Source organism: Bradyrhizobium australafricanum (assembly GCF_020329495.1).
GTDB lineage: Bacteria > Pseudomonadota > Alphaproteobacteria > Rhizobiales > Xanthobacteraceae > Bradyrhizobium > Bradyrhizobium australafricanum.
The window spans coordinates 1-14,027 of sequence record NZ_JAGKJL010000010.1; the positions used below are offsets into that span (position 1 = coordinate 1).

Consider the following 14,027-nt stretch of genomic DNA (forward strand, 5'->3'; position numbering starts at 1 on the left):
CGACGGGCACAAGAGCAGGCGCAGCATCTCCGCCCAGTCGCCCCTGGCGCGCTTGTCGACGCCAGGTGAACAGCAGGCTATGAGCCACCCCGTGCCGGCGTGCTACCCCGCAGACCGTCTCGCCGGGCTGCAAGGTCTCTTCGACAAGGCGGACCTTCTCGTCGTAACTCCATCGCCGCCGACGCTCGGCGCCCAACACATTGACCTGCATTCCCGACGTGACCTTAAAGCTAGACTTAAGGTCAAATCCTCAGGCCGCCTCGCAAACTACACAAGGCGGCCTTCGCCGGAGAGATACGGAAGATAGCTTGCCCTTCATCGATTGATATTTGAATTGCGCTCGGCAGCAATCCTTGCTGCCTGCTAGCCCTCCACGATTTTCCAGGCGCGCCGGCAGAGTCACCAAGCGCTCCGTCACCTGGTTAGCCAATGTGGTTCTTGGGTTTCAGATTGCACCAGTGTTTCTGTAGGTTTCTGGCGGGCCAAATCTGCACGGTGAATAGCTCAATTGAGCTATTCACGCTCTCACCGTTTGAAAATAATGTGTTCAAGCACAAGAAGCGTCTTGCGTCTCATGCGGGTGCAGTACGGAGCTTAAGAGCGCCCTCAACAATGAGCGTCGCGGCCGATGAACTGGCTGAGGACCCTGCCGAGGCTCAGAAGGCCGACCCTGCTGCGGACCGTCGTCGCAATCTTGCTGGTGGCCGTCTCTGCTTCGCAGCTTCTGCCTATGCAATCGCGAGGCAGGCAAGTTGGTGTACCCGGATACGACTATGTGAGCGGGCGCACACTTAGCGGGATTCCGGACGCCGAACTCATCCGACGTCCTTCTGAGACCGACGATGTCGCCTACGCGAACCGGATCGCGCTCGCGGTGCACTACACCAGCTACAACTGCGAACCGGGCGACTTCTCGTTGACACCGATTGAGCGTGTTCTTTCTGCAACTCTTGCTCAGTTAGCACTAATCGACGCGAGCCTAATTTGGAGCGAGGGCCTTCTTCAGAAACGTACGCTGATATGCGGCTTCTGTGGCCAGCGCGCAGTGATCACTTCCGAGATTCTTCGCAAAAATGGAATTCAAGCGTGGGCGTTCGATGTCGGTGGCCGTGTGCTCGTAAAGTTTGCTGCCGGTGGGCACGACTACCTGGTTGATCCAGACTATGGGATTTCGGCTTACAGGTACGACGTGCGGCGCGGCGTCTTGCGAGCGGAGATAGTCGCGAAGTACACAAAAGCAGGTTGGGCGAACGCCAACGAGATCTACCGCTACGTATCGAGTCGATCCGACAATGAGGACTATTTGAATCCCGAGTACGTTTTGCACATTGAGAACATGCAGGACGTCGTTTTCCACTATCCCAATGCAATCGCAATAGGATTGATCTTGCTGGCTCCGTGCGCTGCTTTTGGTGTCCGGTCAAAGATCGCTCGATCCGCTTCTTGGTCACCTCGTGTTCTGACCGCTCGTGAATATCTGCTTCCAGATGCAAAACGCGCAAGCTGGAGGGGCGAGAGGTTCAGTGATCGAACCTCGATGGGAATAGCCGGCTCAACAAACTTGGACGATGAGGAATTCGGAGCGAAACGAAGGGGTCCTTCGCGTCTGGATCAATGACTCGGTAGGCTCGCCCGTTTGTATTCGGGTCGCTGTTGTCGCTCGTCGAGAAAATCAAGGACGACTGCCAATGAGAGTATCGTCCGTTTCCTTTCTCGGCGATATCGACGTGCGTCGTATGAGCTGGTCCGAGAGCGTGACGGTCTTCTGTCACTTCAAGCCGAGACCGACTGGGTGCCTCATTGCTGTCCGAGACGGCGCCTGGGATAAGTGTCAGATATTGCCAAGCGTTGCCGCCAAAATGTTTGAATGGCGGGCGGATGAGGCCCGGGTCCGGCTCACGCCAAGGCGGAAGCGTATCGAGGTAGAGCCCGAGCGGAATGTATAAGATCGCTCCAAAAATAGTCGCGAGAACGAGCCTCCGCTGAAATCGCTTCGACATGTCGTGTCCAGTTTGCAGATCAGGATGCGGCGTAGATCAGGGCAAAATGCAGTGTTGGCTCGCACCAAATGCGATCGCTAACCAACATCGACCGCTTGATGGTCATGCGAGGTGCTCTTCAAGCTTCCTCTCGACGGCGACAGACCCACTCTGCGATGCAAAGACTGAGCGCGGCGTCAGATACCATAGCAGAAAAAGTACGGCGGCGCCGTGAGAGAGGAGGGTTGTCGTGAATGGCACGTTCAAGAGGATCTGAGGAAGGATCGCACCAGATACAAGGACGAAGCGAGGAGGAAGGCCCGAGGAAAATCGATTGACGAGAGCGACTACAAGTCCGCATGCCAAAACCGGGATCGGCGCCAGGAGAACGCCGACCGAAGCGATCCCTTCGGTCGCGAAAAGGGAGGCATTGAAATTACCGAGCCGGTAGGCCTGCTGCATCACTTCTCCCAACTGAACCGGATAGGGACAAGAGACGAGGGTTTTGACAAATGTAATCTGGCAGAAGGATGTGAGAGGGTGGTTGAAGAAGAAGTCGTTGTAGATATCCATCGCATTTGAAGGCGTAGCAATCATTCGAAGATTGACGATATCGAGATAGCGCGTGTCGCTGATGCCGAGGATGGCGTACAAGACGACGCCGATAATCAGCGGTACGAATAGCGAGAGCACAACTGCAATTCGGCAATCGAGCAGGCGCGTCAGTACAGCCATGGCCAGAAGCCACATTGGTGTGAAGAACGCGATCTTGTTGAGCGTGATTGGGTAGACAAGCAGCAATAGGACAAGCGTCAGTCCAGCTCGCCAGTAATTCCGCCGCTCCACAAAGCAAGCAAAGGTGAAGGGCAACAGGGCGTTCGAAACGACGCCAATGCAGTAGACGAGCGGGGAGGGCATGTTGATCTTGTCGCGGAAGTCGTACATCTGCCCGAGCGAGACCATTTTGAAGCTATAGCTTGCGGCTATCAGGATCGTGGCCACGCCGACTGCCAAGATAATTGTCAATGCGCGGTAGAAGGTTGTTTCGCTAATCGTGAACACTCGTCGGATCGGAGATGTCACGAGGAGTGATGGCGCCATGAATGCTATCATGGACGCGACGGCAGAGGCTCCGCTGAGCCAGTGATTGTACTCGAAGCGGGAGAAACAATTTAGCCAGAGGTATCCAAGGATCATGGTGTAAAAATAAAAGCTGAGAAAATAACCAAAGCTGAATGGAACGAGGAGGAAAAGGTAGGAGAGAGCAGCAAACGCGGCGATCGTTGCGATCGCCCCGTTGAGCAGTTCGGCATCATAAAAAATATGGAAGTTGCCGTAGCTGCGGCTGAGATAGCCGAGCGAGATGCAGCAGGCGACGATATGGAAGCTGATCAATACGCCCAAGCTCACGCGCGTTGAAATCTTGCCCGCTACCGCGATCTCGTTCGTATTCATGCTGCCAGTCCCGTTGCAGGTCATACGCGGCCGGTGAGTGTGGCTGGCGGCCTGCGGATTCGAAGATTCGAGAACTTAACCTGCTTGGTGCCAAGAGTAAGCCTCTGTTATCTCAGCGAAGCAACAATTGCCAACAATTGCCGTGATGACGTTCGTCATCTTTCGCGGATGCGGAGCCTTGCGAACATGGCGCAGCGTATCTTGAGTTCGGCCGGCGCCGCTGGGCCGGATCAACGAACCGCGCCGCAATTCCACGGCGACGCCGTGCTTGCTTCGTTCGCTTGGGCTCTCCCGGTCATCACAGGTATGGCTGGTCCCGGGACCGAAGGTACCCAAGATTTCGAGTGAGCCGAGTTGCTTCCATGAGCGGAACTCTCTGGTCGTGCTTGACGATTGCGTTGTCCTGTAAACACCAGGAAGCAGGTTGACAAGTCGCCAATTTCGAACGAGCAGCAAAGCAATTCAGCCAGCCTCCGCTTGCGCGGGCGTTTCTGTGGGCGAGTCCCATGGAGGAGTTCATGAGATTTCCTTGGCAACTGCCGCATTCACAGGCCCGGCCGCCGGCGCAGGAGCCCGGAGAATAGTGGTGATATCAAGCACGGCACGACACGTTGGCCGCAGCCTGTGAGGGACATCGCTTTGACGCCGGCTGCGTCAGTTCGCTTGTTCAGTGGGCCGCGATCGGCGAGGTCGCGGTTATCGATCGGTTCGGGCGTTCGAAGCAGTCAGTGGTGTCTCATTGCGCGCCAATATGTCACCGTAGAGCTGAGTGATCGTGTAGCCGATAATCCTTGCAGAGAATCGCTCCGACACGCGTCGTCTCGCCGCAGCACCGAACCTCGCCCGCAACTCAGGCGCTTCAGCAAGCCGCAGAATTGCGCTTGCCAGGGCTATTGGGTCCTCGAGTGGTACCAAGAGGCCGGTTTGATCAGCAAGCACAATCTCGCGGCAGCCAGGCGTGTCCGTCGCAATCAGGGGCCTGCCGCAGGCGGCTGCTTCCATCAACGCTCCCGGAAGCCCTTCACGATACGAAGGCAATGCCGCGATGTGTGAAGCGCGCCACAGCGAGGCGATGTTGTCGATGTGCCCGAGCCACGTGATGCCCGGTCGTGCGATCCAGGCTTCGATCTCTTCGTGTGACACGGACGATGGATTCGCCGGGTCAGGATTTCCTGCGATGATAAGGTTGATATCGTGTCCTTGATCGCGCAGTAGACCGTGGGCGTGAACCAGAGTGCGGATGCCTTTGTCGACCAGCAGCCGCCCCGCGAATCCGATCGTGATCGGGCCTGCCGGCTCAGGTAGCGGCTGCAGTGATTCATCATCAACGCCAGATCCCGGAATCAACGTCATGCGGTCGGGCTTGGCACCGAGCGCCATCAGCGCCTCGCGGTCGTCGGGATTTTGCACGATTGTGTAGCTGCGATTTCGATTGAGCAGCCAAGGCAGCAGTCTGGTCAGGACGCGCTTCAGCAGACGTGACTGCGAACTCGATGACGTGAAGATATAGCCGAGCCCGGTGATCGCATTGACGACGGGGAATCTCCGGTCGAGCGCAGCCAGCGAACCAAAGACGCAGCATTGCACCCCGGAATGGTGCACGATGCTTGGCTTGATCGCGCGCTCCACCTCCCGGATAGCTTTCAGCGCCGCAGCAGCCGTGAGCATCGCCCGTTGACCACGTTGGAAGGGGATCTGGTGAAGTACAAAGTCCTCCGCCTTGATAGAGGCGGCGCCGCTGCTCACATTGGTCGCCACATGAACCTCAAGGCCGGCGTCACGCGCTGCCCGCGCCATTGGCAGGCGATTGAGCAAGAACGCCCAGTCCTCGTTAGCGATGTAGAGGATGCGACCCTTCAGCTTGATTTCTAGGGGATTCATTGATCAGTCGAAGCAGGATTGTCGGAAGCCCGGATGTCATGGGTAATCGGGAGCATGAAAAATCTGTGTCGTCTCGAAGGGAGCAGCAGGACCGCAAGTAGGCCATCAGCATCGTCGCCAACGTCACGAAGGGCCGCAATCATACCACGGGATGACGCACGTCCACCAGCAGTGCGGCGGCCTGCCGCATGGTTCGGGTGCGACATCATCAGATTTGGTGGGTACGAAGTTCGAGCGATGCGCTGCTTGTGCCGCCTGGGTCTATCACAGCGCCGGCTGCTGCTGCGCGGACGCTTCGACGCGGTTGCTCTTGATTTGCGCCAGCTCTAACCGCCCAGTACAGGCGCTTATCGGATGTGGTGACCGCTCATTCCGAGGCGTCGTTGTTCGTCGACATTGCGGTCAGCGCACTCTGGAATGTTATTCATCGAACGCAACTACTGGGGGCAGGGGTATGGTCAGTCCATTTGGCGGCGTTCGAACGCGGCCGGTGGCAGCGCCGAGCGAATACTATCGGTACGCCGTAGTGAGTGGGCGTTTGCATCCAGGCTAAGAAAAGGCGCCCGTCCGAACATGCCAATTTGCTGGCTCAATTAGCTAGCCATAAAATTCTACAATAAATTCAATGGATTGAATTGTTCACATCGTGAACGTTCGACTTGACGTTCACGGCATGAACGGACTATCTGTCGCCGGCGGAGGGGGAGTCTCAATGGACCACACGTTGCCGGATTCTAGCGGGGAGGATGAACGGATCGTCCTTAATTTGCTGAATTCCGTCGATGACGGCGCGCAATCGCAGCGCCGCATCGCGGAGGAGCTTGGTATCGCGCTTGGCCTCGTTAACGCCTACCTCAAGCGATGCATCAAGAAGGGCCTTGTCAAAGTCAGCCAGGCGCCGGCGCGTCGCTACGCCTATTACCTGACGCCAAAGGGCTTCGCTGAGAAATCGCGCCTGACCGTGGAATATCTGTCGTCCTCTTTCTCGTTTTTTCGTCAGGCCAAGGCCGATTGTGCGCAGGTCCTTCAATTGGCGAAGGCGCAGCATTTCCAGAATCTGGTGCTTTGTGGAAGGTCGGACTTGGCCGAGATTGCCATGCTGTCGGCTGTCGATTGCGGTGTCTCGATCGTCGCAATTGTTGATGAAAATGCAGGCGACACGCGTTTCGTCGGGGTCCAGGTCGTTGCTGGCTACGATCGTGTTGCCATTCCATTTGATGCTGTGATGATCACCGATGTAGCCAATCCCAGTCGGGCTTTCGATGAAGCGGTACGCCTCTACGGATCAGGCCGTGTACTGGCTCCAAGCTTGCTGGGCTTGAATCACCAGGAGCATCAGGATGCAGCGCAATGATTGCGTCAAATACAGGTTCTTTGCTGCTCTGCTTTTTTCAGTGATCTGAACAGTGTCTACGGCCAGGGGGAGAGGGGCGCAGTAATGTGCGGCATTGCGGGTTTCATGCGACTTCGGCCAGGCGGCCGCGGGCCTCTATCGCAGCGGGTCCTCGACGAAATGACCGATAGCCTCGCATATCGTGGGCCGGATTCGCGCGGCACTTGGCTCGACAGCGAACGAGGTGTGGGCTTCGGTCACCGACGTCTGGCGATCCGTGATTTGACCCCCACGGGCGCTCAACCGATGACGTCGGGATGTGGGCAGTTCGTCATTGTCTACAATGGCGAAGTTTACTCCCATAACGAGATTGCGGCCGATCTTGAGCGGACCAATCGTCGGCTCAAAGGTCACTCGGATACTGAAATTATCCTCGAGGCCTGCGCGGAATGGGGCATCGAAAACGTGGTGCCGCGCCTGATCGGCATGTTCGCCATCGCGCTCTATGACAAGCAGACTGGCGACCTGACTCTTGTGCGCGACCGCCTTGGAATCAAGCCGCTTTACTGGAGCGTAATTGACGGGGTGCTGACCTTCGGCTCGGAATTGAAAGCGCTGCGCGCTGTTCCGGGCTGGGCGCCAGCCCTGGATCGCAACGCGATGGCTTCGTTCATGCGCCACAACTATATCCCGGCGCCTTTTACGATCTATAAGGATACCTACAAGCTTGAACCGGGCACCATGCTCAAGACCAAGCTTGGCGGCGAAGTTTCGACTGAGTGTTTCTGGAATCTCAGAGGCCTCGTTGAGACGTCGGTAGGCGGCAAATCGAAAATCGACGAGGGCGAGGCGATCAATCGCCTTGATGCTCTGCTGTCCGATGCAGTGAGGCGCCGGCTGGTTGCCGACGTGCCGATTGGTTCGCTGTTGTCGGGAGGGATAGACTCTTCGCTCGTGACTGCGCTGATGGCAGAGACCGCAGATCGAAAGATCAATACATTCTCGATCGGTTTTGCGGAGAAGGGATTTGACGAGGCGCCCTTTGCGCGCGAGGTCGCGCGCCATCTCGGAACTGACCACACCGAATTGTATGCTGATGCCTCGCATGCCTTGGATATGGTTGAGCATCTCCCGCAATGGTACGACGAACCGTTCGCCGACTCCTCTCAACTGCCGACCGCCTTGGTGTGCGAGCTGACCCGTCAGCATGTTAAGGTCGTGCTTTCGGGAGATGGTGGCGATGAATTGTTCGCGGGCTACTCCCGCTATGCCTACGCGCTGGATATGCGAAAGGTCGCCAGCCCCGCCCCAGGGGCTTTGCGCAATGTGCTGGCTCGAGGTCTCCGTGCTGTTCCGAGGCGTGCCTTGGATCAGATCGGCGAGGTGCTGCCAGGCCGCTGGCGGATAAACGGTCTTGGTTCGAAGGTTGAACGGTACGCCCCGGCCATTCTCGAGGGTGATCCCGACACGCTCTATCGCGGGATGCTGAGCCATTGGCACACACCGAACGATCTGGTGATCGGAGCTTCCGAGACCAAGGGGGTGCTTTGGGATACGCATCTCCCGACCGGCGTTCCGAATTTTCTCGACCGGATGATGCTTATCGACACTCTCACCTATCTGCCTGACGACATTCTGACGAAGGTCGATCGCTCCAGCATGATCGTCGGCCTCGAAGCGCGGGTTCCGCTACTGGATCACCGGGTCGTGGAATTCTCCTGGACCCTTCCAAGGCATATGAAGTATCGCGATGGCGTTGCCAAATGGGCGTTGCGCGAGGTGCTCTATCGCCGTGTCCCGCGTGCACTGCTTGACCGTCCAAAGATGGGATTTGGCGTGCCGCTGGCGGAGTGGCTGAGGGGACCGCTGAGGGACTGGGCGGAAGAATTGTTGGCTGAGAAAAGATTGAAGGACCAGGAATTGTTCACTCCCGCACCGATCCGAGAGCGATGGCAAGCGCATCTGGCTGGCGCGAACTGGGCCTATCCGCTGTGGAATGTCTTGATGGCGCAAGCGTGGCTGTCGGCTAATCCGGAGGTCTCGCTGTGATCGCGGCGCAGTCACTTCTTGGCTCGGTGTACGGACACCGCGAGCTCGTTGCTGAGCTCGTGAAGCGTGAGTTGCGTGATCGTCACACCGGACAGCTGCTGGGCGCGCTGTGGGCTTATGGCCATCCGCTGCTGCTCATGCTGATGTACTCGCTCCTGTTCGCCTACGTATTCCCGACCCGCGTCGGTAGCAGCGGCGGGCATCCCGATTTTGCCGTCAATGTCTTGATCGGAATAGTCTCGTGGCTGGCGTTTCAGGATTTGCTGGCGCGCTCCAGCACGATATTGACCGCTCATGCAAGCCTCGTGAAGCAGATCATTTTTCCGGTCGTGGTATTGCCGATCAAGACTGCGATCGCTTCGGCGCTTCCATACTCAATCGCGCTTCTGTTCACGATCGGCTACGCTGCGGTCAGCGGAACCCTGACCTTCATGGTTCTGACCGTCCCGTTCCTGATTGCGATCCAACTCATTGCGATGACCGGCGTTGCTCTCATGCTATCGGCCCTCGGCATCTTCTTTCGCGATTTGCGCGACATCGTGACGATCTTCTGTGCGGTCAACCTGTTCGCTCAGCCCATCTTGTTCAACCCGTATGTGACGCCGAGCTGGATGAACTGGGTTTTTCATTTCAATCCGTTCAGCTACCAGGTTTGGTGCTGGCAGGACGCGCTCTATTTCGGAGCCTTTCAACATCCGGCGGCTTGGATTGTTTTTCCCCTTGGGGCGGTCTCCTGCCTGGCAATCGGCTACGCGGTATTCTCTCGCCTGCAGCACGGCTTTGGTGACGCGCTATGACCGGATCTGAAATCGCCATCCGTGCGCGCGGGCTGCGAAAGGCGTACCGCGTCTATGAGCATGCAATCGATCCGCTGGTGGAAGTTATTCGCCGCGTTCCGCGCCACACCGAGCGCGTGGCCCTTCAGGCCGTCGATCTCGATCTCAAGCGTGGAGAGATCGTCGGAATTCTTGGGCGCAATGGGGCCGGAAAATCGACGCTGCTCAAGATCATCGCCGGAACACTCGAGCGCTCGTCGGGTGATTTGGACGTCAACGGCCGGATCACCGCCATCCTCGAACTGGGAACCGGCTTTCACCCGGACTACACCGGCCGAGAGAACATTTTCATGGGTGGGCTGTGCCTCGGCATGCCCAAGGCGGAAATCGAACGCAAGCTCGATTCGATCATCGAATTTAGCGAGTTGCGGGACGTGATCGACCAGCCATTCAAGACCTATTCGACCGGGATGCAGGCGCGTCTCACGTTCGCCACGGCGATCAGCGTCGAGCCTGATATCCTGATCGTTGACGAAGCTCTATCGGTTGGCGACGCGCGGTTTCAAATGAAGTGCTTCGGCTGGATCCAGCGGCTGAAGCAGAAGAACGCGACGATCTTGCTCGTGTCCCATGATACCAACACGATTACGACTTTCTGCGATCGCGCCCTGATTCTGGAAGGCGGACGAGTCTTCGCGGAAGGCGAGGCCGGGCCGATATCGGTGGTCTATCACAATCTGCTGTTTGGCAAATCGGAAGCGAGCACGGCGACCGCGGCCGAAGAGGCGTCGTCGCCGGGGCTGGAGAACGCGATCAGTCAAAGAACCGTCGAGAATGCCGACGATTCCGAGCTGCCGGCGGAGGAGATCGCGCCGAAGGTTCGATATGGATCGGGTGAGGGGCGTTTGCTCGATTGGGGGGTGTTCGATGAGCACGGACGGCGCGCAACGCTCCTTCAGAGTGGAAGTAACTATCGCTTTTCGATGCGGTTTCGGTGCGATGCGGACATTCCGGCACTGTCCTGTGGTTTTGCAATCAAGGACCGCAGGGGAACTGTCGTATGGGGGGCAACCAACCTGACCAGCCATGGCGTGGCGTGGCAAGCCCGTGCCGGTGATGTTCTGACGATAGCGTGCGATTGCACGATGTGGTTGGCGGCGGGCGACTTCTTTCTGACGCTCGGCGCCGCGCATCTCCACGATGGTGCAAAAATCGATTTCGTCGAGGATGCCATTCAATTCCGGGTTGTTGGCACAAAAGGGGCTTTCACGACAGCCTTGGTCAATCTGGAGAGTGAAATCGTGATTTCCTCTGAACAAGAAGATGTCGCCCGGGTAAGCGGAGCTGTCGGAGGATGTTGAAGCGAATAATGGCGCCGTTGCTGGGACCGCGCGCGAAGACCGAGAGCGCGGCCCCGGTGCAACCCGCTCCGGCCCCGGTCTACAGTTCTGATGCTGCGCGGCTGGCGGCGGAGATCCAGAGCCTTGCGCCGGACAAGGCTGTTCAGCTTCTTACGCTCTTGAAGCGTGGGCTGGAGTTTCAATCCTCCGAATTCGAACGCTATCTTTCGGCGGAGGCGCTGACGACAGCCATCTATCCGAAGTTCAAATTCTCCGAATTTGCTCGGATATTCCTCGAGGATGAAGCATTCCTTGCCTACTACATGAGGTTCATGGATGTAGGGAACTGGCATTCGCTTGATCGCAAATATGCGATGAACGAGTTGCTGAAGCTCGTGCTTCATCTCGAAGGCGATGCCGCCGAATGCGGCACGTACAGGGGCGCTACGGCCTACTTGCTGTGCCAGGCCTTCAGGAAGATACCGATGTCGATTCATCTCTTCGACAGTTTCGAGGGGTTGTCCGAGCCGGCTTCCGTCGATGGCACGTACTGGCGAAAGGGCTCGCTGACCGCGGCCGAAGATGAGTTGACGCAGAGCTTGCGAGAGTTCGACAACTATCGGATTTACAAGGGCTGGATTCCCACGCGATTTGCCGAAGCGGCCGACTGCAGGTTTCGCTTTGTGCACGTCGATGTTGATCTCTACCAGCCCACGCTCGACTCGCTTCAGTTCTTCTATCCTCGCATGGTTGCGGGTGGCATTATCCTGCTTGATGACCACGGGTTCAAATCATGCCCAGGCGCGAAACAAGCAGCTGACGAATTCTTCGAATCGAAGGCCGAGAATCTCGCGCTTTTGCCAACGGGGCAGGCCTTCACGATCAAGCAGTAGGATGGGGCTTAGCTGCTTCGTACAATGGTGAGAAAGCTCTGACATGGCTGCGGAACGCTTGAAGTGGACCCCCGAACTGGTCAACCGGTTCTGGGACAATGTGGGGCAAACCCGGCTGACCGAACTCAGTTTCGCGAAGCTTGGCGGCCGTAGTGTCATTACGGCTATTGATCACATACTTCCAAAGCACGGACGCATTCTCGATTTCGGTGCCGGCGATGGCCACCTTCTTCGCTTCATGGCCCAGCGGGGCCTGACCGTGGCGGGATACGAGCCGTCGAAAGGACGCGCGGCAAATCTGCAGCGTGCGCTGGAGAATTTCGATGGATTCCTGGGCGTCGTGGGCGAGGACTCGACGGAGACCTTTGATGTCGTAATCATGTCCGAGGTCATCGAGCATGTTCTGGACGAGGTCATGGACGTCACGCTCGATCGTCTGGCGCGCTTTGTGCGGCCCGGGGGCGTGTTGGTCATCACGACGCCCAACAACGAAGATCTCGATTTGGACATGGCGTACTGCCCGGTCAGCAATTTGCTGTTCCATCGCTGGCAGCACGTTCGCTCACTCGATCAATCGTCACTGAAAGCGCTTCTCTCCCGGTTCGGCTTCGATGAGGTGGTGACGCATCAGGTGGGGTTCGACGACAACATCTTTGTCCCGAACGATGCCTTCTGGAGCGGAAAGCCGCTCGTTGATCCTCTGCCGGATTGGCTTGAGAACATGCGCCAGAACAAGCCAACTCAGGCTGGGGCGGGGAATCGACTTCTGTACATTGGGCAGAAGGGGCGAGCGACCGACTATCAGGAGCAATTAACGGCCTTTCAGGCCCTTGCTGCGCAGGCGATGTCGAGCGCGTCGGCAAAGGCGTCGCCGCATCGCAGTGGAATCCTGATGATCATTGGTTCGTTGGGCCCGGGTGGCGCCGAACGGCAAATGGTCGCCTTGGTCGAACAGATCGTATCGAGAGGGATTGATTCAGTTACTGTGGCGCTCGTCCATCCGCCGGCGACGGAACGGGAGAATTTCTTCAGAGCCAGGCTGCAGAAGGCGGGCGTCAAAATCATTGACGGCTTCTCTGCCGCCAAATCTCCGACCGGATCCGGGAAGACGGCGGATCCCGATCCATTTGAAGTGTTGTCGCCGGAGCTCGCTGACGTAAGGGCCTACTACGACGTTCTCTCGGATGTAAATCCCGAGACGGTGTATCTCTGGATGGACGAAGTGTGCATCAAAGGAGGCATTGCAGCGACCGTACTGCAGATCCCCCGAACATTGCTCTGCTTTCGCAATATGCCATCGTACAATTTCCCTTACTATCACGGGTACCATCGTGATTGTTATCGGTTCTTGGCAGAGCAACCGAACCTGCAGATGCTAAATAACAGCCATGCTGGTGCGCGCGCGTATGCCGCGTGGCTGGAGCTCCCAGAGGGAGCGATCAAGGTCGTGCACAACGGAATTGACCTCGACAATGATGCTGCACCCAAGGTCCTGAGAAAACAATACCGAGCCGCGTTGGGCATCGATGAGAAGATGCTGATTGTTGGCGGTGTCTTCAGGATGATGACGGAGAAACGTCCGTTCCTCTGGCTCGATGTCGCCGCGATGATACGTGAGAAGATGCCGAATGTGCGCTTCCTGCTGGTGGGCAATGGCGCGCGGTTCGATGATGTTCGCGCTCGCGCCGAGCAGCTTGGGTTGACCGGCGCATTGATATTTGCCGATCTGGAACTGCGCCCGGCCGCGGCAATCGCAGCAATGGACCTGTTCTTTCTGGCGTCTCGTATCGAGGGTCTTCCAAACGTCATTCTCGAAGCTCAGGCCCTTGGGGTTCCCGTCGCTACGACCTCCGCTGGAGGCGCTCCCGAGGCTGTGCTGGATGGCAAGACGGGGCAGATATTCAAGCCCGATGCGACAGCGCGGGTTATGGCTGATACTATCGTTGACTTGCTAGGCAACTTGCGCTGGAGAGAAAAAGCTGCGCAACTGGCCCCGCGACAGGTCAAGACTTCTTTTAATATTGAGCTCATGGCCGACGGGATGCTGGCCGCCCGCGATGAAATTGCGGTCGGTTCGGCAGTTGATAGCGAGGTTGCTGAGGCGGGTCCGTCGGCTGATCCTGTTGTGGAGAAGGCAGATCGACCGCAACGACCTTGGGCGCTGCGGTGGTTTGCAGCCAAGCTCCCGTCCTGGATCTATCGATCGTGAGCGGGCGACCGGGCCGAAGGTAGTGCCGAACCCATCGTGCGTATTTAGCAGGACGAGCAAACCCATGACCGCAAGATTTGAACGGGGGCCGGCCAGGCCATTTGTCTAGGGG

10 protein-coding genes are annotated in these 14,027 nt (G+C 57.7%); 7 read left to right on the forward strand and 3 right to left on the reverse strand.

Annotation, left to right across the window (positions count from 1 at the left end):
- Nucleotides 1–211 (reverse strand): IS66-like element accessory protein TnpA (tnpA, locus tag J6525_RS11315; RefSeq protein WP_225644407.1); only part of this gene is annotated, 211 nt, incomplete at its 3' end.
- 417 nt (nt 212–628) lie between these two features.
- Here tnpA and J6525_RS11320 point away from each other — a divergent pair.
- Nucleotides 629–1,618, forward strand: coding sequence for a hypothetical protein (locus J6525_RS11320; RefSeq protein ID WP_225644408.1), 990 nt, complete (start codon nt 629–631; stop codon nt 1,616–1,618).
- A gap of 484 nt (nt 1,619–2,102) precedes the next feature.
- Here the strand turns inward: J6525_RS11320 and J6525_RS11325 are convergent, their stop codons facing one another.
- Complete coding sequence (locus J6525_RS11325) at nt 2,103–3,434, reverse strand: hypothetical protein (RefSeq protein ID WP_225644410.1); 1,332 nt, start codon at nt 3,432–3,434, stop codon at nt 2,103–2,105.
- A 696-nt stretch (nt 3,435–4,130) separates the two neighbouring features.
- Nucleotides 4,131–5,315, reverse strand: a complete 1,185-nt coding sequence (locus J6525_RS11330; protein ID WP_225644412.1) for a glycosyltransferase family 4 protein — start codon at nt 5,313–5,315, stop codon at nt 4,131–4,133.
- A 712-nt stretch (nt 5,316–6,027) separates the two neighbouring features.
- Between J6525_RS11330 and J6525_RS11335 the strand changes: the two genes are divergently transcribed.
- From J6525_RS11335 to J6525_RS11360, 6 genes are all read left to right on the forward strand, one after another.
- Complete coding sequence (locus J6525_RS11335) at nt 6,028–6,669, forward strand: winged helix-turn-helix transcriptional regulator (protein WP_225644414.1); 642 nt, start codon at nt 6,028–6,030, stop codon at nt 6,667–6,669.
- A gap of 84 nt (nt 6,670–6,753) precedes the next feature.
- The gene (gene asnB / locus J6525_RS11340) at nt 6,754–8,697 is read left to right on the forward strand and encodes an asparagine synthase (glutamine-hydrolyzing) (protein ID WP_225644416.1); all 1,944 of its coding nucleotides are present in this window, start codon (nt 6,754–6,756) and stop codon (nt 8,695–8,697) included.
- Nucleotides 8,694–9,494 (forward strand): ABC transporter permease, encoded by an 801-nt coding sequence (locus tag J6525_RS11345; RefSeq protein ID WP_225644418.1) that lies wholly within the window; start codon nt 8,694–8,696, stop codon nt 9,492–9,494. Before asnB ends, J6525_RS11345 begins: the two co-directional genes overlap by 4 nt.
- Nucleotides 9,491–10,834: an ABC transporter ATP-binding protein gene (locus tag J6525_RS11350; RefSeq protein WP_225644420.1), complete on the forward strand. Its 1,344-nt coding sequence runs from the start codon at nt 9,491–9,493 to the stop codon at nt 10,832–10,834. The genes J6525_RS11345 and J6525_RS11350 overlap by 4 nt, the downstream gene beginning before the upstream one ends.
- 8 nt (nt 10,835–10,842) lie before the next feature.
- Complete coding sequence (locus J6525_RS11355) at nt 10,843–11,706, forward strand: TylF/MycF/NovP-related O-methyltransferase (RefSeq protein ID WP_225644421.1); 864 nt, start codon at nt 10,843–10,845, stop codon at nt 11,704–11,706.
- A gap of 43 nt (nt 11,707–11,749) precedes the next feature.
- Nucleotides 11,750–13,915 (forward strand): methyltransferase domain-containing protein, encoded by a 2,166-nt coding sequence (locus J6525_RS11360; protein ID WP_225644422.1) that lies wholly within the window; start codon nt 11,750–11,752, stop codon nt 13,913–13,915.
- The last annotated feature ends 112 nt before the right edge of the window (nt 13,916–14,027 follow it).